The sequence below is a fragment of the Agrobacterium vacciniicorymbosi genome (assembly GCF_040427045.1).
In the GTDB taxonomy this organism is placed as follows: domain Bacteria; phylum Pseudomonadota; class Alphaproteobacteria; order Rhizobiales; family Rhizobiaceae; genus Agrobacterium.
In genome coordinates this window covers 78,203-99,879 of the sequence record NZ_JBETMF010000011.1, presented here as the reverse complement: position 1 = coordinate 99,879, position 21,677 = coordinate 78,203, and the positions used below count along the sequence as shown (strand labels likewise).

General features: G+C 54.9%; 16 protein-coding genes. 2 read left to right on the top strand and 14 right to left on the bottom strand.

The window, feature by feature from the left end; genetic code table 11:
• Nucleotides 1-31: 31 nt before the first annotated feature.
• Nucleotides 32-595, bottom strand: a complete 564-nt coding sequence (locus ABUK73_RS17490; RefSeq protein WP_353578391.1) for a response regulator transcription factor — start codon at nt 593-595, stop codon at nt 32-34.
• A 92-nt stretch (nt 596-687) separates the two neighbouring features.
• Nucleotides 688-2,286, bottom strand: a complete 1,599-nt coding sequence (locus tag ABUK73_RS17485; RefSeq protein WP_353578390.1) for an MFS transporter — start codon at nt 2,284-2,286, stop codon at nt 688-690.
• 673 nt (nt 2,287-2,959) lie between these two features.
• On the opposite strand from ABUK73_RS17485, the gene ABUK73_RS17480 reads away from it, so the two are divergent.
• Complete coding sequence (locus tag ABUK73_RS17480; RefSeq protein ID WP_353578389.1) at nt 2,960-4,255, top strand: MFS transporter; 1,296 nt, start codon at nt 2,960-2,962, stop codon at nt 4,253-4,255.
• A gap of 161 nt (nt 4,256-4,416) precedes the next feature.
• Nucleotides 4,417-4,638 carry a hypothetical protein gene (locus ABUK73_RS17475; RefSeq protein WP_353578388.1) on the top strand — a complete coding sequence of 74 codons (222 nt, stop codon included), beginning with the start codon at nt 4,417-4,419 and terminating at the stop codon, nt 4,636-4,638.
• 448 nt (nt 4,639-5,086) lie between these two features.
• On the opposite strand, the gene ABUK73_RS17470 is transcribed toward ABUK73_RS17475, so the two are convergent.
• From ABUK73_RS17470 to ABUK73_RS17415, 12 genes are all read right to left on the bottom strand, one after another.
• Nucleotides 5,087-6,400 (bottom strand): DUF2442 domain-containing protein, encoded by a 1,314-nt coding sequence (locus ABUK73_RS17470; RefSeq protein ID WP_353578387.1) that lies wholly within the window; start codon nt 6,398-6,400, stop codon nt 5,087-5,089.
• Nucleotides 6,401-6,534: 134 nt separating this feature from the next.
• Entirely contained in the window at nt 6,535-8,580 is a 2,046-nt protein-coding gene (locus ABUK73_RS17465; RefSeq protein ID WP_353578386.1) for an AAA family ATPase, read from the bottom strand.
• 1,877 nt (nt 8,581-10,457) lie between these two features.
• On the bottom strand, nt 10,458-11,849 hold the full coding sequence (locus ABUK73_RS17460) for a tyrosine-type recombinase/integrase (RefSeq protein ID WP_353578385.1): 1,392 nt from the start codon (nt 11,847-11,849) through the stop codon (nt 10,458-10,460).
• An 896-nt stretch (nt 11,850-12,745) separates the two neighbouring features.
• On the bottom strand, nt 12,746-13,528 hold the full coding sequence (locus tag ABUK73_RS17455; protein ID WP_353578384.1) for a hydroxypyruvate isomerase family protein: 783 nt from the start codon (nt 13,526-13,528) through the stop codon (nt 12,746-12,748).
• A 41-nt stretch (nt 13,529-13,569) separates the two neighbouring features.
• Entirely contained in the window at nt 13,570-15,075 is a 1,506-nt protein-coding gene (locus tag ABUK73_RS17450; RefSeq protein WP_353578383.1) for a tripartite tricarboxylate transporter permease, read from the bottom strand.
• Between the two features lie 12 nt (nt 15,076-15,087).
• Nucleotides 15,088-15,558 (bottom strand): tripartite tricarboxylate transporter TctB family protein, encoded by a 471-nt coding sequence (locus ABUK73_RS17445; protein ID WP_353578382.1) that lies wholly within the window; start codon nt 15,556-15,558, stop codon nt 15,088-15,090.
• 90 nt (nt 15,559-15,648) lie between these two features.
• Nucleotides 15,649-16,626: a Bug family tripartite tricarboxylate transporter substrate binding protein gene (locus tag ABUK73_RS17440; protein WP_353578381.1), complete on the bottom strand. Its 978-nt coding sequence runs from the start codon at nt 16,624-16,626 to the stop codon at nt 15,649-15,651.
• A 418-nt stretch (nt 16,627-17,044) separates the two neighbouring features.
• Entirely contained in the window at nt 17,045-17,689 is a 645-nt protein-coding gene (otnC, locus tag ABUK73_RS17435) for a 3-oxo-tetronate 4-phosphate decarboxylase (RefSeq protein ID WP_454892386.1), read from the bottom strand.
• 3 nt (nt 17,690-17,692) lie between these two features.
• Entirely contained in the window at nt 17,693-18,958 is a 1,266-nt protein-coding gene (gene otnK / locus ABUK73_RS17430; protein WP_353578379.1) for a 3-oxo-tetronate kinase, read from the bottom strand.
• Nucleotides 18,959-18,960: 2 nt separating this feature from the next.
• A complete protein-coding gene (locus ABUK73_RS17425; protein WP_353578378.1) occupies nt 18,961-19,629 on the bottom strand; it encodes an aspartate/glutamate racemase family protein in 669 nt (222 codons plus the stop codon).
• Between the two features lie 14 nt (nt 19,630-19,643).
• The gene (locus tag ABUK73_RS17420; protein WP_353578377.1) at nt 19,644-20,351 is read right to left on the bottom strand and encodes a molybdate ABC transporter substrate-binding protein; all 708 of its coding nucleotides are present in this window, start codon (nt 20,349-20,351) and stop codon (nt 19,644-19,646) included.
• A 29-nt stretch (nt 20,352-20,380) separates the two neighbouring features.
• A complete protein-coding gene (locus tag ABUK73_RS17415) occupies nt 20,381-21,616 on the bottom strand; it encodes an alpha-hydroxy acid oxidase (protein ID WP_353578376.1) in 1,236 nt (411 codons plus the stop codon).
• Between the last annotated feature and the right edge of the window lie 61 nt (nt 21,617-21,677).

Below are 21,677 nucleotides of genomic sequence, written 5' to 3'. Positions count from 1 at the left end.
GATCCCGCTCGGACTGTCAACCGGAGTGCGCTCAGGCGCTGGGTTGATAACGCTTGAGAATTCTCTGAAGCGAACGCCTATTCAGGTTTAGATGTCGGGCGGCAAGTGACACGTTTGAGTTGGTCCGTCTCATCACCTCCTCGATGTGCTCCTGCCTCATCCGATCCGGCTTCTCGATCCTGCAATCGGACGGTATGTTCGCCGATCCGTGCAAAAGAATGCTCGTCAAGAACTCGTCGTCGGTGGGTTTGGGCACGAAATCGTCAGCCCCGGCTTTTACCGCGACAACTGCTATCGGAACATCGGCAAACCAGCTATGAATGACTATCTTCGTTGAAGGCAGCCGTTCCGAAACCCATTTCACGAGCTCAAGTCCAGGACCATCGGGAAACCTAAGTTCCGTCAACAAAATGGTTGGCTGTATCGCCAAGCATGCTGCCTCCGCTTCGGAGAGCGTCGAAGTCCTCACCACAAGACAGCCTCTTCCGATCAGGTTCGAAAAGAGCGATTCAGTCTTTTCGATAAACGGATCGGCGATCACCACCGTCACGCGTGGCATCGCTGGGGCTTTCTTGAATTCCTCGTTATCTTCCATGGCTTGCCTCATCCCTGATTGCTGCCGCCAATCTACCGAGGCCCTTGAGGTTCAACTACTATACGGTTGGATACCACGATAACGCGCCGGGCTTACTTTGCTGACTTAGGTGCGAGAACACGACCGAGGACGATTTTCCAGATGATCAGGGTCGGGGCCGCCCCGAAAAAAAACAGCGCGATCGCAAAGAAGGCGGTATCGAAGGCTATCGTCGTGGATTGAAGGGCGACAGCCTTGCCGATCAAAGCCACCACTTCCTTGCTAGCCAATCCCGCCTCCGTCCCGTGGCTGGCGAGAAGCCGACCGAGGTTTCCGATGCGCGCGATCACTTCCTCACGCCCGGGGAGGATATGTGCCGCCAACACAGCTCTGTTGTGTGCCGTCTGGTCTTCGATGAAGGTCTGAAGGAACGAGATACCCGCCAGCCCACCCATCTGACGGCCTATGCTGAACAAGGCAACCCCATAGATCAGAAGTGTCTTGCCGAGGCTTGAAAGCGTGACGAGCGTGATCGAAAGGAACAGGAATCCGAGCGCAAGACCTCGTATCAAGATTGCTGGAGTCATGTCAGAAATCCCGCTGCCGCTACTGGAGCCCGACAGCAACCACATCGCCAGCATCAAGCCGAGGATTCCAAGCGGTATTGTGATGACACCCGGCAGCTTGAGTTTCTGGATCATGAAGGCCGTCAGGAATAGCGAGCCGACGAACATGAGCGTGCTTGGCAGAAGCAGGCTCCCGGCTGCGGTGGGCGTCATTCTCAGGACGGAAACGGCAAAGGAAGGTATGACGTAACTGCTCCCGAGAAGTGCAAATCCGGCAGCGAGGCTCGCTGCGATCCCAAACGAGAAATTGGCGTTGCGGAAGACCGCGAAATTGAACGTGGTCGCCATGTCGGCCTTGAGGAGCTGACGAACGATCTGAACGCCGAGTGCAGCCAGGCCGATAACAGTGGCCAACACAACCGTCCTGTCTCCGAACCAGTCCCAGCGATTTCCTTGGTTGAGAACGAATGTCAGCGTGAAGGCGGCGACGGCAAAGAGGATCAAGCCTACCGCGTCAAGCCTGATCCTCGGGCTGTCCACTTCTTCCGCCTGTGGCGCGAGAGCGAGCATCACGATGCCAGCGACACCGAAGGGCACCGAGCATAGAAAGATGACAGACCAATCGATCTGGTCGAGGAGCCATCCCTGCATGTAGGGGGCTAATGTCGCCGGAGCGACCACCGATCCGATCGCGTACACGCTTTGAACGAACGGCTGCTGCCGCATCGGGAACACGCGGAAGAGCAGCGACTGCGCGCCGACTAGAAGCACGCCGCCGCTCGCGCCTTGTAGAAGCCTCAGGCCGAACATGAGGTTGAGGTCGCTCGTGTAGGCCGCACCGTAGCAGGCCGCGGTCATCAACGCTCCGGCGATCATCACGGAGCGATAGAGACCGAACGCGCCAGCAAGCCACGGAGTAAGGACGAATGCGCAGAGCTTCGCGGCGGTATAACCGTAGTCGAGCTTGGCGAACTCGTCGGCCGACGCATGCGTACCGCCCATGATGTCGAGCCGTGCCATCGACAAGGCCGTGCCTGAGACGGCGTCGGTCAGCACGATCGTCATCGCTCCGACAAGCAGGAAAACGGCGCTGGCGGTCGAAGCCGACCTGGATAATTCCGTTTGAGTATAGGATATGTTAGTCATCGCGATCGCTCCGTGGTCGGCACCAGTTTGGATCGAGAATTCGGTGCACGTCAGGGAGCCGACAATGCCCTGCCGTTGCAGGCGCGATAATTACCTCTTTGCTGAATGGACCCTCAAGCGTGGGTGTAAACTGATCGCGCGTTTGCCGATGTGATATCGTTGAGATGCTAGGAGATAGATGGGCTTTGGTATACTCGGCGGATAACGGGCTTGCTGTCTCGGGAATGGCCGGCCTGGAGAATTTCAAGGGTCTCCGATGACTTCACCAAAAAAAAGCCGCCCCGGCTAAGGGGCGGCAAGGCGGACTGATGTCCGCGCTCGGGCTTGGAGGGGAACAACCCGAGCAAGTCGCCGTAGTGAAGGGCGGGGAGGATCTCGGCGACGAGTAGAAGCTAGTCGATTACAGTGGGGTGATGCAGATATACCTTGGTTTGTAAGGCGCGCGGACGGTTCTTCGAGACGAGCGGGCGAGCAAGTGGCTTGTTCGTGTTCAGGTCTGCCAGCAAGCGATCGAGGCTATGACAGGATGCGTTAGCGGTCAGGCTAATGCCGCTTGAAGCTGAAGGGCCCACACTTTAGGCGTACAGGACCGGAATCGATGTAAACCAAAGTTTGCCTAGCGCCTTCATAGGAAATTTGTTGCTCTGCCGCGAAAAAGGTGGAGAAGAAAGCCGTGGGTAGACACGATGACGACGGCAGAGATGACCGTTCATTTCGCGGTGCGGCGACAGCGATGGTTTGCAGCGGCGTAGAATTCTTCGACGTCACCTTGTACGCGATCTTCGCGATGGCCATCGGACGGACTTACTTCCCAAGTGAAAACGCCGAAACGCAGCTGCTCGCGACACTCGCTATCTTCGGGGCAAGTTTCGTCGCCCGGCCATTCGGTAGCGTGATAGTCGGAATTTTCGCGGACAGGCATGGGCGGCGCGCGGCGCTGGTCTTGACCGCCTCGGCTATGGCGACGGCTACCGCAGTAGTCGCGCTGATGCCGGGATATCATCAAGTCGGATGGGTTGCGCCCGCTATGATCCTGCTGGCACGTCTTGTTCAGGGTTTCGCTTTCGGCGGAGAGATAGGCCCGTCCACCGCTTATGCCTACGAGATCGCGCCGCCGCAGCGGAGAAATCTCTATGCGAGCTGGCAGCCTGCGGGGCAGGGGCTCGCCACCATGGTGGCTGCGATCTTCGGGTTGGCCCTTGGAGCTATCCTCGGGCAGGGCGCACTCGTCGAATGGGGATGGCGTATTCCTTTTCTCTTCGGTTCGGTAGTGCTCTGGATTGCGCTCCTCTTGAGGAGAGCGATGTCGGAAACCCTGCCGAGAGCGCCAGAAGCGGTCCGTGGCCGTAGGGATCGGTCCATCATGAAGCTGCTGACAAAATATCCGACGACCCTCGTTGCGATCGCTTCGCAAATCGTGTTCGGGACCATCTCGATCTACGCCTGCACTTACATGAACACGTACCTGCAAAAGATTTCCGCCCTGCCGCCCAGCATATCGTACACCGCGACAGCGGTAACTGGCCTATCGATCTGCGCCGGATCAGTAGCGGGAGGGGCGTTGGCAGACGCTTTCGGATACAGGCGCGTCATCTACTGGTCACGAGCCGTACTTCTCTTTGCGATCTATCCGCTCTTTTCCGTCGCCCACATTTCCATCTACGGGGTCCTGCTGCTCAGCAGTGCGTTTCCCTTTCTTGCCATGGTGAGCGGCGGGGCCAGTTTCGGTGCCATCACGAACGCTCTTCCACCAAGTCTGCGCAGCACGGGGTTATCCGTCACATACGCTGTCGTCGTTTGCCTACTGGGCGGTTCGATCCAGTTCGTCATGACTGCGTTGATCGCTTTTACTGGAGACCAGTTAGTGCCAGCATATTGCATGATAGTCGCGACCTTGATTGGAATCGCGGGCGTTCCTTGGCTGTCGCCAAGCCGCTCACCCAGGCCACTTGAGGTGGCGCGTGCTTAAACCGCGACACCTGAAGAAGCGGTATGAACAGCATCGGGTTGTTTGGTTCGCGCACGCTTTGCGAGGGCATTGTCGTCCGGAGTTGGTTGCGACGGCGCAGATCCATTTTAAAACGCCTACCCGACGAGACTGCACATGCTTGAATTGCAGCTCGAAGAATCGTGTGCCGCCAGAAAAAATCGTTTGGCTTCGATGCCGATAAGAACCTGGGCAACGCACTGGCTATCGTGACGGATCTGGCCGAAGGACTTGGCATCGATGTCAGCGCCAAGGCAAAGGCCGAGTTGGAAGCTCATACGCCCGCACCCGGCCTCGGTGTCTACCTACCGAGGCCGGCCCGGCAGCGACACTTTGAAGTGAGCCATAATCAATCCGTTCTTTGACGGTCACCATCGTCACCAGGTCCCAGGAAAAGTGCTAAATGCAGAGGCATTCAGGACGAGGGAGAATTCCTCGATACGTTTCTTTCCCGCACCTTGTCCGAGGGCGATTGTTCTGAACTGACGCTCGAACAGTTTGCGGGCCAGAGCAGCCGGTCCGGCAGCGTCGATATCCTGACATTGCATAGCTCCAAAGGTAGAGAGTTCCGCTACGTTACCATGTTCGGGATGGACAAAGGTAAAAGCCGCGTTCTAACGCCACTAAAGGAGCGCGCCGTACGTAGGGTTCACTCGTGCAAAGCAAGACGCCCATATTGTGTTTACGAAAATCAGACCGTTTCCGTTTGTACTTGAGGCGCAAAGGCGACTGTACGAAACCCTAGCTATGCTCGCTGCACCACGTGCAGCTCGCCAGTAGGTCTAAGACCGCAATAGAAGGCGAACGCTATCTTTACCTCGCCAGCTCTGGAGAGTCCGGAAATAACCTTCGGACGACGGCCTTCCTCATTGAAATTGCGAGCGGATCGTTGAAAATATCAAGCGCTCTACCGGCATCCTCGTTGGATAGCCAACCATCGTTGAGCCGCCAGTACTTGTAAAACAGGCAGTCGAAGTCTTTACTTCTGATATAGCGTATTCTTTGTATCACTTCATCATGCGTCTCCGGAGGATAGAGGGCTGTAGTCGCGATATCGTCGGAGGCGTAATTTGTATCGGGCGAACGGTGAATGGCGATATCGTCATTGCTGATCTCGAGGATGCCCCTCATCGCATCTTTGATATGGTCCGGTATACGTTCACATGCATTTTTGACCGCAGCTTCGAATCGGGCATCGCGCTCGAAATGTAGACGCCACTCCGAAGGGTCTTCACGCCACCAGATGGTTTCCGCCGAACCTGTCCACTTGTCTCCCTCAAGCATTCCTAAGGAGCGGAGGACCACGACGACCTGGGGATGGACATGTGCGATCCAAGCTCCGCCTTCGGAAAAGGGAATGAAATCGTGCCCACTAGGCGAAGTTTGCGAATGGGCAGACTTGCGGGAAGACGGAAACGTAATAAGCCCATTTTGGGTCGCGAGATAGATAACGGCGACGGCGACATCGTCCGGTCGTGGCAATAATTCTGGAAACCTCGGCTTCTCCACCGCTTGTGCACCGGTAGACGTATCGATGGCTTGTCCTAGCGCTACCAGTGTTTCGCATCCAATCTGGTATGCCGTGAGGAAGTCGTGATACCATCCGGAAGCACGGCTACCCGGAAGGTTGCTTGAGAGGAATTTCACAACTAGCGCAGGCCATTCCGAGGACGTAGCCAAATCGTTGGCCCATTTGAATCTAGCCGGCCTTTTCAATATCATAACGCTGTGCGCGCTGGATTTCCCCGACAGCAGAGCCTTGATTTTCAGGGTGACGCCGAGTTTCCTCCAGAAGAGAGACGTGCGTTCCATTAGCTCTACGTCGGCGATCTCGCTATCAGTCGCTTGCATCAATCCATTGAGGCGTCTAGCGGGAACCAACAACGTTGGGCCATGTTCGAGTTCCACAATTATCATACCGGATGCAGTCTCAAATTCGACCGTCCGAGCCACGTGATACGGCGAGGGGGAGCCACCAACATCTCTTCCCGGCTTGACGGTGATCCGTCTCCCCAAAGGTTTGACGCCAATGTCGTCCAGCCCTGACCCGAATGAGAGGTACGCGCTATGTTTATCGCCCGTATCACTTGCAGTCGTATGGGTCTTCCCGGGTGGTTTCTTTGTCATGGCAGCGTCCGGCTAACGGTTGTGACATGGTTTTTCGGGCAAGCGGCTTCTGCACAGTGCCCTATCGACTTTTTGCGGCTTGCCGATTCGCGGGTCGCTTCCAGCACACCAGCATAGGATCAACTTGTCATTCTCTACGACGTATCGGAGAGGTCAGCCTTCGGTCTGGTCTCAGGCTCCAATATTTCGCGGAGTTCGTAACCAGACATCAATCGTGTCTCGATCAGTTTCTCGATGATGACGTCCAAAGCCGGCCGGTTGTTTCGGATGATCTTTTTCGCTCTTTCGAACGAGGCAGCGATCGTTGCATCTGCGTTTCGCCTAAGCTCTGGATTCCGGTCGCGGAGTGTCTCGAGCCGATCCGGGGTCGTGTTCTCGACAATCAAGGTTTCACCCATTCCCATCGCCCCTTCAAGAAGCGTAGCTATCCGGGTGGCGACGTTGAGGTCTGCCAAATCCGATCCCGCTGAGAAGTCTGCGAAGTGCCCGAATATCTCGGTTTCCGCCGCCACACCACCGAGGCAGACACATAACCGATCCAGGTAATGCGCACGGGTTCTTCGGGTGAAGGTTGAATGGCTGTATGAAACTTCACCCAGGGTGCTCATCTGTTGTCCGTCGATCTTGTAACTGGACAGTCTGATGTCCCCGACTGGCAGTCCTACTTCTGCCGCGATTATTGCATGCCCCGCTTCATGGACCGCGACGGCCTTGACGTACTCTTCGGGAAGAGGAAGCAGGACTGGCATGTGCTCTAGAATGTGACCCGAGGTTAAGGTCTCATGTCGTCGGCGCGCCGTGCGTTTCGCATCCCGCACTATCCGTTTGATGTCCGCCCCCGACAGACCGTCGCTAGCCAGCGCGAACATTTCGAAATCCTTTTCGTCGATATCGACATCGCTGTAGTGTCGTAGAATAGACAGACGAGATTCACCGTCAGGAAGGGAAATTTCCAGATGCCGATCTAATCTTCCCGCTCGCTTTATTGCAGGATCAAGGTGTTGGGGATGATTGCAAGCCGCTACGACGACCACACCCGATCTGCGGTTGAAGCCGTCTAGCAACTCGAGGAACGCCGTTATCACGGCTCTTCCGTATAGTTCGTTGTGGTCCTTGGAACCTCTGGTGCCGAGTGTGTCTACTTCATCGATGAAGAGCACCGAGGGCGCTGCCGCCTTTGCCTCATCGAACGAGTCTCGCATTGATTTGAGGTGCGCGTCCAAAGAGCCGGCCTCTTGCCAAGCCGCCGGAGAGCCGTAAATGAGTGGCACCCTGCACGTGCTGGCAAGGGCCTTCACGAACATGGTTTTTCCACTGCCCGGCGGCCCTGATAACAGAACTCCGGGATCGACCTCGTCCCAATCTATTTTCCCCGCCTTGTAATCCGCCAAGTCGACCGCAAGATTGCAACCCCAATCCGAAGCTTTACCGAAGCCGCGTAAGTCCTCGAGAGTAGGACCGGGGTCCTCGATTTTCTTATCCGACAATCTTGCGCCGGAATGTGGTGTTTGCTTCAGCCTCTGAATAGCCAGTATGGGCGAGCGGCGGTCCTGAAAGGCACTGGCTAGCCTGGACCAGGATTCCGTTAATAGCAGTTCCACGTATTCGTCATTTGGTGGGATTCCGCATCGTCTCAGGGCTGCTTCGGCGTGGCGTTTGCAGCGGGGCATCACGTGCACGACGGCGTCCGCGAAAAGCTCTGCATCATCATCGAGTTCAACCGCTGGGTCCTTAATTGAAATCGAACGGTCGTTATCGAGTGCCTCCTGCTGATCGCGAAACGAATTCTTCTTACCCCACGTATTTACGATAAGTCTTGCACCCACCTTGTTGGCAACGCGATCAAGAAAAATTCTCGCGGCACGTTTATAGATTTGTAATGAGTCATCGTCCGGCACGCAGACGATAGCGATGAATTTAGAGCCGATACGATTCCATGGCCTGAGCGCCGCAGCCAAGCCGCAGAACGCCATGAAGACTGGAACCGTCAAGGCCGCTTCTGTGGTGGGCTCATACAGCTTCCACGGAACCGACGGTTTGCCCGTCCGATTGCCGGACAGATTTTCACTGGGAGTTTGAAGCCAGTTTTCAATCACGACCGCCTCGCGTAGCTTGAGGGCTTGACGAGAGCTGACGAGATCGGCCTGCGCAAAGAGGCTGCCTGAGCAGACATAGAACATCTATTCTCTTAAACGCATCGGCTTTGAACACGGCTTTCTTCCTATGTTGACTGACGGTTTGCCTTGAAGACCAAACCTGAAGGCTTCCCAACTAGGGGGCTGTTAATGCTCAAACGGTGATACACCGACTCGGGCATAGCGAACTGGAGAATCATTTGTAAAAACAAATTTGTCTTTTAGTTACAAAAAACGAATTAAATGTCAAATTAAAGACGCCATTTGACATTTCAAAATTTCGCCGGTTTTTCGGCTCTATGAAGTCGTACGCTCCTCCAGACACTCTACGTGCAGCCCGCGCCCTATCGCGCCTCTCGCAGGACGAGCTATGCAAAAAAATCCAAGTTACCCGCCAAAGCGTTTCGACTGCTGAAAGGGACGCGTGGGCACCAAATCCCACGGTTTCGAAGATGCGCGCTTTTTACGAGGAACTGGGCCTTCGGTTCCTCGGTGTAATCGATATCGACACAGGGACGATCACGGCGGCAGGGGTATGTTGGCGCTACCCTGACGAGTTCCCTCCGTCCGCCGCAGAAGCCCTGAGATACCATACAGAAGCAAACGGAACAGATTTTGCTGCGGCTCGAAGCCTCCTGAACGCGAGCAGGGCAGAGGTTTCCAAAAATTCCGCCGTGTCTATAAGAGAACTGGCATCGCTCGAGGCGGGAGCGCAGGTAGCGACCTCATCTTATAGGTCTTTGCGTCTGTACTACAGCGAGGTTGGGATCGAGTTTATGGGCGCAGGCGATGTTCGAACCGGACTATACTATGGCGTTGGAGTGCGTTGGCGGCAACTGAGTATTGATCATTGAACTTTGGCTTGCCGCGATTTCGGGAAATCTCTGTCATTATTTGCTGGAGTCTCCGAATGAAGCCCCGACCGAAATTCTTGAGGCAACCACAATCGTCCCTCTAGCGAAAGAAGATAATAAGAACACTGAGTTAGAAACAACGCGACGAAACTCGTCCAAATTTTCATAAAGGCGGTTGGTTCTGAGCTAGCTGTTCTAGCTCCGATACAATTTCCTCCGCAAATTTTCGCGACATTCTGCCGCGCTTATTTTTCCATCTTTGCTCCCAGGGCGCGGAAAAACGCGTTGAGTAGGCTCGTGTTGCAAGCTGCCCGCTTGGGAGACACTGCCACTCGGTCCACGTGAGGCCGTATACTCTGGATTTTTTCGAGTCAGGCGCAAAATTCCCGTGACCGACATACCGCATCAATACCTCGTCGCTCGTTTCGAATATTGTCAACCCAATTGGTACACCGCAAATGATCACAACTGTGGGTGATCGCGGTGACCATATACGAGTGTGACGCCTTAACGTTCGAATTGGCGGTCTCTTCAACGTTTCAAGGGGCGCGCGGATCAGGCCATGTCCCGGGTTGGCAACCACTACGCTGTGACCGCGTGACTCGAGCGTGAGGAAAAGCGTGTCGGCGTGCTGTAATGCTTGCTCCAACACACTCTTGCTGCAGATCATGTCAATTGCATCGTGGTGACGGGGCGCGAGATAATTTTCTCTGACTAATTCGTTTGCCTTTCGGAAGATGAGGCACGCCTTCTTTACAAGAGGGTGTTGACAAGTATCGTTTGGGCTTTCGTAAGCGTTTTGGAGGAGGCGAAAGGGTGAGGAGGAGCGGGCTCCGTTTATACTCATTCCCTTCTCCCACCGGTCTAAGACGCCTGGCCGTAGAGGTCGTAGTTGTGGTGGAGAAGGGGCCAGCCCGAATTGCTGCTTCCTCCACCAGCCGAGGCCTGGGCGGGGTATGTCCATGGCAGCGCAGACTCTTGCCAGATACACATTTGAGACGTCAAGCTGGGCTGCCGCGCGATGGGTTGGAACACTCCAAACTAGGGCATGTAGTTCATCTCGAGTGATCACTTAACTGGCTCCCAGGTCGCTTCCAGATCATGTTCCCAATCGGCAATGGTACAATTACCGCTCTCGACCTTTTGCAAAAGCATCGACCAGGCCTCAAAGGCTTTCCGGATTTCGGGACGATATTTGTGAAGGTTGTAAATCCTAACCACCCCTGATTTGCCATGGCCGATGGCAGCTTCTGCTACTTCAGTTCGACCAGTGATCGCTTCGAGGTGGGTGCGACAAGTTCGACGAACATCGTGCCAGACCCATGGCTCGTACTCTAAAGCTTCTGCTTCAAGTGTATCGCGCATCAATTTGTCAAAACGTCCGGGCGCTACATCGTCTATTTCTCGATCTAGGGAGCTCTTCTTATCTCTTCTAAGGTTGCTAAAACTACGTATCCGCGTTTGTCCGCCGGTATAGCTGAAGACGAAATCGCCATGACCCTCAGGCTGCATTGCACGAATTGCCTTCAGCAAATCAACGACCGCGTTGGACAAGGGGACTTTATGGGGCTCATCACCTTTCGAAGTCAGGCCCGGTTTTGCCTTACTACTTCGACCGCCAGGTATGATCCAAAGCTTTCGTTCTAGGTTTACCTGCGACCATCGCATGGCAGAAACCACGCCGATACGCTGTCCCGTTTCAATTAATACACGCAGGCACGGACCATAAGGATATGGAGTAGCGGTTGCTGCCTTGAGATAAGCCCGCGCTTCTTCATATTCAAAGACCCGATCACGCTCATTTGCTCGAAGTCCCAAGCTCTTGGCTCGTAAGTACTCGATTGGATTGTGTTCGAGACCGACAAGTCTGCGATACTCCGGGCCAATCGCCCAGCGAAAAAAAGTCTTTAGCAATCTGAAGACCTGGAAGGCCATCGCGGGAGTACGATTTTTGATTTCGCCAATCAACGAAGCGACATCTAAGTCGTCTACCTCGGAAATCGGTTTGTAAAGCCATGGGTTGGAGCGGGGATCAAGAATATACCGCCTGATGTTATAGGTCTCGGTCGCAACGCTGAGGTTCCTCGGTCGGGACGGAATATACGCAAGATAATCCAACATGGCCGCTTCGAAAGTACTTCGATTTCTCAGTTCCTCTGCTTGCTTCTCTTTCTCAACCACTGTTGCCGGGTTGATCCCCTCTTGTAAGAGATTATTCCACCGGTGTGCCTCTTTCCGCGCCGTTTCGGTATTCATTGTCGGAAAGCGACCCAAGATACGCCTTGTTGTGTCACCGCCTCCGCCGAAGCGCGCAACCAAAATGAAGTTCTTTGTTCTTGCGCCAACCCTGATAGCGAGATTTGGAATCGAGGCATCGTAAATTTCGGAGCGCTTTTCCGAGTGTCCAGAAAAAGGGAGGGTGTCTATCAGTTCGTCGTGGAGATGCTTCCTGATCATCATGATTTCCTCGTGCTCTTGGTTCTGTTTCCAACGACCATTTGGGCAGCGATTCCGGGCAGCAAAACGGGGCAGCTGGAGTTCGGCACTTGGTATGTCGTTGAGCCGCAAGAAAAAATTAAAATCGATAAAATGTCAATTATATCAGATGCTTAGAGTACATTAAGGCACGTCGTGACACAACCACGGAAACACTGGTAAATTCTGACCTCACCCTCAATCAGCCCGACCATTAAACTCATAACCTGAAGGCCGCAGGTTCAAATCCTGCCCCCGCAACCAAAAATCTTTCCCCAAAATCCCGTAGCTATCGCTGTCGAATTTTTTGAAACCTTTGTAACATCTTGCCGCTCGGTCCAGTTCAGGATAGTCCCCAATTCGCCTTACAAAAGCGCACGTCAATATCGCCTCGTTACGGGCCGTCCACGTTCTTCTCAATCTAAAGTTGGTGCCAGTTGGTAATATAAGTTCGAGCATGCAAAGCAAGGTGCACGACGCATGGAGTATGGGCCACCGCAGCTCCGGCAAAAGCTCAACTTACAGCAATGACTTTGGCCGGTGCGCAACGTTTAAGCGGTTGCTTTGATAACGCGCCCGAACTGCTTCATTTCGGGCCACTGTTCCTACTACACCCGGAGTTCGTCCAGTTCACTGAAGTTGAACTGGTAATAGAGGTGCTCTTCAAGATTTCCGTATCGAGAACGCTTTAGAGACCGACTGACTGCATAGTATGGTTGTCGTCAATTTAGCGAAGAGAAGGGAAGGGCGTATCTATTTAACGATGACGTTCGATTCATCAATGCACCAGCCAACTGGCAGAAACGTGTTTTGCCAGTGTCAATCAAGGCTTCATACTGGCGTATTCGCGACGCCCGTTGATGAGCACCTCGAGTTCCAAGCTACGCAACAGTCGTCCACCCCAAACCTTCCACAGTAGTCCTCTCAGGGGCATACTCGCATCCAAGAAACCCGTGATACCCCGCCGCTTCCAAAGCACTGCGCACTTGGGCAAAATTGATGCTTCCTGAACCGGGTTCGTGACGACCTGGATGGTCTGCTATGTGAACGTGCCCGATAAGGGCTGCATGTTTTCTGATTTCTACCAGCGGATCCAAGCCGCTGTTGACGCAATGAAACACGTCCAACAACAGTTTGATGTTGCCACGTTGGGTGGCGGCGATGGTTTTCGCTCCAATATCGGGCACATCAACGAAGTAATCGGGAACAGCGCCTGCGCTCATCGCTTCGACAAGGATCGTCATTTCGCGTTCTGCTGCGCGATCTGCGGCCCATCTGAGGTTTTCGATATAGCAATCCCAATGATCCGGTGTGCGCATCGACTGCGGCAAAACACCTGCCATCGCATGAACCTTATCGACACCTATGGTTTGTGCATAATCGAGCCCGACCGCAACGCTGTCGCGGAACTCACTTAGACGATCCGAGAATATCGCCAGCCCTTTTTCGCCTTGCGTCGCATCGCCCGAGTAGAGCCCGAACTGAACGTATGGAAGCCCCATTTCTTGCAGCCACTCAGCCATCTCAGATGCTGGCACGTGATAAGGCGATGGATGTTCAACGGCTGAAAACCCGTGTTTTTTGGCCGCCCGAAAGCGGTCGGCAAAACTCAGTTCCGTGAACAGATATCCAAGATGAGCACTGTAACCGAATGACTTAGGCATGGTATTTCCTATCATCTGAGCAGATATTTCAGGTCGATGCTTCAGCCTTCATCCTGAAATGCAACTTCACGCTTTTTGCGCAAGGTTGGAGCGATCATCAGTGCGAGCATGGCGACAGCGAGCACGAGCATCGTCGCGCTGATCGGACGGGTTACGAAAACCGTCGCATCGCCTTTGGATAGCATCAGCGCGCGGCGCAGAAACTCTTCCATCATAGGTCCGAGGATGAGTGCCAGAAGAAGAGGCGCTGGTTCAGCGTCAAGCTTCTTGAAGACATATCCGAGAACACCGAAGCCGGCCATGAGATACACGTCGAAACTTGCATTGTTGACCGTGAAAACGCCAATCGTGCAGAACAGGATGATTGCCGGGAAAAGATATTTGTAGGGAATGGAAATCATCTTCACCCAAAGCCCGACAAGGGGAAGGTTGAGGACGATCAGCATCAGGTTGCCACACCACATAGAGGCAATCAGACCCCAGAACAGGCCGGGTTGCTCCACCATGACGCTCGGGCCAGGCTGGATGCCCTGGATCATCAGGGCGCCGATCATCAAAGCCATCACTGGATTGGACGGAATGCCCAGTGTGAGCATGGGAATGAAAGATGTCTGGGCACCGGCATTGTTTGCGGCTTCAGGCGCGGCAACGCCCTCAATCGCACCATGTCCAAATTCAGCCGAATTTTTCGAAATTCTTTTTTCAAGCGCATAGGCACCGAACGAGGACAGTACGGCACCACCGCCCGGGAGAATACCAAGTGCTGACCCGAGAGCTGTGCCACGCAGCGTCGGTCCGATGATGCGTCCCCAATCTTCTCTCGTTGGAAACAGCCCAGAAACTTTCGTGGCAAGAGTGGAACGCGTGGTTTCGTCTTCCAGATTGGCAATGATTTCGCCGATGCCGAAGAGACCCATGGCAATGGTCACGAAACCTATTCCATCGGCAAGCTGTGGGACATCAAATGTGAAGCGAGCAACGCCCGAATTGATATCTGTTCCGAACATACCGAAAATCAGGCCGAGAAGGATCATGCCGATTGCATGCAACAGTGATCCGCTGGCGAGAACGACGGAGGCGATCAATCCCAGCACCATGAGCGAGAAATACTCAGCCGGGCCAAAGGCCAATGCCGCACCGGCAAGCATTGGTGCAGCGATAGCAATGACGATGGTCGCAATCGTTCCTGCAATGAACGAGGATATTGCCGCTGTCGCAAGTGCGCGGCCCGCCTTGCCCTGCCTCGCCATCTGGTATCCATCGATCGCGGTCACGACCGACGAAGACTCTCCGGGAAGATTGACCAGAATGGCCGTCGTGGAGCCGCCATATTGTGCGCCATAAAAGATACCGGCCAGCATGATCAGAGCCGACTCCGAACCGAGCCCGTAGGTCAAGGGAAGCAGCATTGCGATGGTTGGTACTGGTCCGAGCCCCGGCAACACGCCGATTGCGGTGCCCAAGAGAACGCCGACGAGGCAATAAAAGAGATTCATGGGGTCCAGAGCGACGTGGAGTCCCATTGTCAGATTGGCGATAACGTCCATGGATTGTGGTCCTTAGAAATTCGGCACGAGCGGCTGAAGCCAGGTGCCAACCAATGGGATCGGAACGTTGAGGAGCTCGATGAAGACAAGGGAGCAGATGCCAACAAGGCAGACAGCGCCAATAAGGGCGGCAGGCGCAAGCCGGAACTCACGACTGGCCCATGCGGCCACCACGACGTTCAGCAGCATAGCGATTGGTCCACCCAATGGCTCTACCGTAAGTCCGAAAACGACGATTGAACCGGTTATTGCGAGCAACGGCTTGAGCGGTATCTTGCCAATGGACGTACCATCGATAAAGAACGACCTGACGACAGCCACCACGCCGACAACCACAAGAAGGCTGGTCAGCAGAATTGGGAAAAAGCCGGGTCCCATGCGGGTCGTGGTTCCGAAGTTGTAATTCTTCGCGATGAATAATCCGACAAGACCAACGAACAGATAGATTGAACCGGTCCAGAAATCCTTTGGCGCCTTTATCAAGGGCTTACTCCCGGAAGTGCGTTAGAAAATGCAGCGGTGACGCCGTTGACGACCGAGCCACAGGTGGCTCGGTCCAAGACATGAATGACCTTACTGATCTTTCCATGGGTTTTTAGCCCACATGTCTTTAAGGCGTGCATCGATCCCCAAAACTGCAGTTTTGTACTCATCGCCGTAGAGGCCGCGGATCGGCGCCTTGAATTTGGCAGCGGCAGCTTTGAATTCCGGATCTTCTATCGCGGCTTTGAAGGCTGCGGAAAGCTTGGTTTGAATGTCGGAAGGAAGGCCCGGAGGTGCGACAACGCCTCTCTGCGCGCCGACTGTAAAGGCTAGACCGCCTTCGCGGAACGTTTGCACATTGGGCATGGAAGGGCTGCGGCTATCGCCTGCCTGTGCGAGAACGCGCACTGTACCATCGGCGAGAGGCTGGATAAATTCACTCACATTCAATACGGCGACATCAATGTGTCCGCCTTGAAGCGCTGTGCTGACAGGAGCAGATCCGTTGAACGGAATAACGTTGAACTTCACACCCGCAGCCTGCTGAAGCTCCAGTACGAGCAGATGATCGTCGCCTCCGACACCGGTGTGACCAATGGAAATCGATTCCGGCTCTGCCTTGGCACGAGCGATCAGGTCAGCAAGATCCTTGATATCAGAGGTTGGAGAAACGGCTATAGCGCCTGCGTCATCCATCACATTGGCGATGTAGATGAATTCATCGACCTTGTAGCGAACGGGACGATCGAAGGGGATTGTCATCATTGCCGGCGAAGTAACGCCGCAAAGCGTGTAACCGTCAGGCTTTGCCGTAAACACATATTCCATGCCGATCTGGCTTCCGGCACCAGCGCGGTTTTCGATGACGATATTGGCACCGGGAAGCTGCTTCTGGACATAGGGTACGATGAGGCGTGCCATCTGGTCCACGCCACCACCTGGCGGAAACGGGACGACGAACATAATAGGCTTGGCACTGGGCCACTCCGCTGCAAACGCGCGTCCGCCCACGACGGTGGATGCACTTGCTGCGGCGGCAACCGCCAGGAAATGTCTGCGATTAATCATTTTCTTCTCCTCCTGAAAACTCAGCTGATCCTTCACATGTCGCGTATTGTCGTAAGGGTAAATTGCGCGAATATCGTCTTCACAATACCGCTAAGACAAAAATCCCAGGTTACGCGCCCTCTCCCAAGGCAATGCGTCCGATCAGTTCGACCTGATAGTTCGCATGAATCAAAAGCTAAATAAACTTGCGAATACTAGCTTCATTCGTAAGAAAAACTTTTGTTATTGGTGCAAATTATAGTGCGGACGGATGGTATCGACCTTATTGCTCGAGCCGAGAATGACAGCGACACGTGGTGGAGGTTACCTGCGTCAAAACCAAGAGATCATCAATGCCAGCGGTCGCCGATCCACCGCCGCGGTGATCAGCATCCCTATTGGGTTGGTTTCACACGTCAGACCGGAATAGATCGTGAGGTCAGCTTGGAAAATTTGCGTTGAGATCCACGATGGCTTCGGCAGTCAACGGAGATGTTTTACGGTCACCGACGATGAAGAAAATCTTTGCCGTTTCCTCAAGTTCCTCATAGGCATAGATCGCCTCTTCCAGCGTTTTGGCCGAAACGATGGGGCCATGGTTAGCCAGCAGCATGGCCCGGTGCTCCCGCGCGGTTTCACGCACTGCATCTGCCAGCGCCCTGTCTCCGGGTCGGAAATAGCGCAACAGTGGTAACTTGCCCAGGCGCATTACCTGATAGGCGGTCAGCGGTGGAAGGGCATCGGCAATATCGGCATGACACAGACAAGAAAGTGCCGTGGAATATGTCGAATGCAAATGCACAATTGCTTTTGCAGCGGGGCGCTCTTCGTAAACCGCCAAATGAAAAAACGCCTCCTTGGATGGCGGATCACCTGCCAAAAGAGTGCCGTCAGGCGACACTTTTGATATGCGGTTTGCGTCGAGGAAACCCAGACTGGAGTTGGTCGGGGTCACCAGGATGCTCCCGTCTTCCAATCGCACCGACAGATTACCCGCGCTACCATGAGCCAGCTGACGTTGATAAAGCAGTGCGCCGAAGCGCACAATTTTGTCGCGAAGGACAGGTTCAGTTTCCAAGATCATCCCTCATTGCTTCAGTGCGGTGAGCGCATCGGCAAAAAACGTTGGGCCACCGAAATTTCCAGATTTCAACGCCAGCGAAATCCCCCGCTTTTCACTAAAGAGGATGGGCACGCCGGGATCGATTTCCCGACCGATCTGCAACGCACCAAGATCGAGAGCCTGTGCCACAGCACCCGAGGTTTCCCCGCCTGCAACCACTAGCCGGCGAACGCCTCCATCGATCAATTTCTGCGCAGTTTCTGCAAAAAATGTATCAAGTTTTTCTGCAATCGCTTCACGCCCATAGGTCGCCTGCGCTCTGGCAACGTCTTCCGGTGTGCCGGAAGAATAGACGAGCGGCAACTTCCCTTGGTGTCCCGCAATGAAGTCGAGAGCATCTTTGACCTGCGTTCGCCCACCCATGATGTCATCCACGCTGATGGAAAGCACGGGGTGATCCCTGGCATGAATATCGATCTGCCCGCGCGTCGCACCGGAACAGCTGCCTGCCAGAATGGCTTCGGGGCCATCCGTGCCCTTGAAACTTTCACCCTGACCCTTTGCAAGGCCCGCTTTGATAAAGTTTGCAGGCAAACCGAGCGCAATGCCCGAACCACCGGTCACGAGCACTGCATTCGCGCATGCGGCACCCAGCACGATCAAATCTTCATCGGTCGCCGCATCTGCGATGACCAGCGTTTCTCCCTTGTCAGCGCAGGCCGCCAAGGCGGCAGCGACGGCATCCGGTCCACTTCTGACGATACCCGCGGACACGAGACCAACAGGTGTCGTGGTCTGCCGTTGCAGCCAGCGGCGAATATCGGGATCGGTCATCGGCGTCAGCGGGTGATTTTGCATGCCGGATTCGTTCAAGAGACGGTCGTGGACGAAAAGGTGCCCCTGGTGCACGGTGCGCCCGACAGTCGGAAAGGCCGGGCAGACGACGACGCCTTTGACGTTGAGGGCATCGGCCAATGCTTCGCCAACAGGACCGATATTGCCGTCCGGCGTTGAATCGAATGTGGAGCAATATTTGAAAACGATCTGCTTGCAGCCCTGCGCCAGCAGCCACTCCATTGCCGCAAGTGACTGCGAAACGGCATCGGCGGCTGCGATGGAACGGCTTTTGAGCGAAATTACCCCCGCCTCGATATCATCAGGGGCAGGGTGATCAGGAATGCCCATGAACTGCGAGACCCTGAGGCCACCCTGGCCAGGAATTCCCTTTGCCAGTGTGTTGGCGATGTCGCTTGCACCGGTAAAATCGTCGGCGATCACTCCAAGAAGCATGCTCATTCTCCAGAAACAAGTGAACGCATACGCAGCACAGCGGCGTCCGGTGCTGACAACACGGGAACATCGACCACGGCTCGCACGGCATTCAAGGCGCGAGACGTGGAGAAATGGGCCAGCATGATCGCGTCGTATCCTGCAAGTCGCGGTGCCTGTTCCGCCACCAGCCGATTATGGGTTTCGGCGTCACCCTTGCGTAGCAAGTCAATCGCATCGGCAACAAGGATCGTCTCAAGCGTTGCTGCCGTTTCGCCTTCGCCCACAAACTGCTCGAACTCTTGCGTCATGGTGCCGACCGCCGGACCAAAGGTCGCCAGCATGCCGATGCGGTGGCCCGCCGAAATCGCTTCCCGAAACATGGCTTCGTTCGGCTTCAATACGGGAATTGGCAACTCTGCCATCAGCCTGTCGATTGCAGGGCCAAAGGCCGAGCATGTGATGAGAATTCCGTCGGCGCCCATACGGTGCGCATAGTGTCCAAAATCCACGAAACGGTCGCTCAAAGAGCCGGACAGTTCCGGGCCTTCCTTGGCGCGATCAATTGAAAGTCCGTCATCCAGAAGATTGACCATTTCGGCCTCTGGCCACAACTGCGTCATGGAGGTTTTAATGGGCTCCATTGCCACAGGTGTTGCATGGAGAAGAACGATACGAGGAGATTTTTTCAAACTCACGACTCCAGTTAAGCGGTAGCTGGCGTAAACCGCGCCACCAGTCCACCCTTCGAATAAGCCTCATGGGCTTGGGCAGACGTCAAATGAGCCACAAAGGCTTGGGCGAGGGCGTTATTTGGTGCATCGGCAAAGATTGCCACTGAAAAATCCGTCGTGACCTGAATCTCCGTTGGAAAGGGCCCGATGACATCGACGCCATCGACAGACATCAATTCGCTGATTTGCTGAACGGCGATATCTGCTTCTCCGCTGACGAGTTTTTCTCCGGTGAAACCGGCCGGGATGATGATTGACTTGGCAGCGATCTCGTCAGCAATTCCAAGCGTCTTGGCGACTTCGGCGAAATAAATTCCACTTGCCCCGGCCTTGGAATATACGATGGAACGCGCGGCAAGCAGCGCTTCCTTGAATTTTGCCGGTGTGGAGATATCCGGCAGCGCGCTGCCTGCACGGGCTCCAAGTCCGAAACCGGCGGTGGCAACAGGGGTGACGCTCTCAGGCAATACAATTCCTGCCGACGAGAGCTTCGCCATCGGACCATCGATTAACACCACCACGTCAGCCCGCTTGCCCGCTTCGATGTTTTCCATCAGCACCGTCGTCGGGCTCCATTCAGCCTCTATCTCCTGTCCGCTTTCACGCCATGCTGGAAGGAGCCACGTCTTGAACGCCTTTTCGACGGCCAGCGTGCTCATGAGTTTAAATGTCTCTGTCATGGCTTGTCTTTCCGCTGTCGCAAATGTTTTCAGGTGAGAAGATCAGGCGTTATTTCGGACCGGTTTCGCACACCAAGCAACGCCATATCCCTGTTTATCTCTTCGATGAGAAGATTGACGGCGTGCTCGACAGCCGGTGCTCCGCCTATGCTTGCCGCATAAAGAAGCGGTCTGCCGACGAAAACGAAATCCGCACCCAGCGCTAATGCCTTCAAAACATCCGTACCGCGACGGATGCCACCATCGATCATGATCGTCAGCCCCGGAACGGCCTCAACGATCTTCGGAAGCATCGTAACCGGCGCTACCGCATAATCGAGCTGGCGACCGCCGTGGTTGGAGATGATGACGCCATCTGCGCCCGCATTCCTTGCCTTCAGTGCATCCTCAACGCTGAGGATTCCCTTGACGACCAGTTTGCCCTTCCATATTCGCCTGATGGCCTCGACATGGCTCCAGGCAAGCTGATCGCGTCCATTGATATTGCGCACCGCATTTTGCGAAAACATCGGCGGCCCGCGCTTGGCATCCATGTTTTCGAAGTGGGGAATACCGTGTTTCAGCACCGTGCGCGCAATCGTGCCCAGAAACCAGGACGGATGAAGAGCACTGTCCAGCATGGTTTTGGGCGTAATCTTCATGGGCATCGAAAAGCCGTTCCGCGCATTGTTTTCCCGGTTTGACGGCACCGGATGATCGGCGGTGACGACGAGCGTTCTGAAGCCCGCGGCCTCGACGCGCTTCACCATCGGCTCGATACGAGCCATATCTCCGGCAAGATAGGCTTGAAACCAAGCGTTTTGGTTTTGGCGATACACCTCTTCAAGCGGGATGAGCGAGGAAGCGCTCAGGATCATGGGCACACGGGTATTCTTTGCCGCTTCCGCAAGCGCAAGATCACCCCTGTAAGCCACCATTGCCGCCCCCCCGAATGGGCAAATCCCAAACGGTGCGCTGTATTGTGCGCCGAACAATTCCGTGGCCGTCGTCCGTTTCGACACATCCATCATCGTTCGCGGAAGAAGAGCGATATTGTCATAACCACTGCGGGAGTGCTTAAGTGCTGTGCCCGTTTCCGATGCCCCAGAAACGAAACCATAGACCATGCGGGGCAAATGACGGCGCGCGGCTTTTTCGAAGTCATCAAGCGCAAGCAGGTTGCGGAAGCGCCGTGGCACGGCCTTGACGGCAGAAGGGGCGGGAGCGACCTGTATTCCGGCGTGCGTTGCCGCTGATTGAATTTCACCGTTTGCCTTGATGTCCATTGACGCCTCCTCACCGCTTTTGTCGCGTAACTGAAAGGCCGAACCATCAACGCTCGCAAAC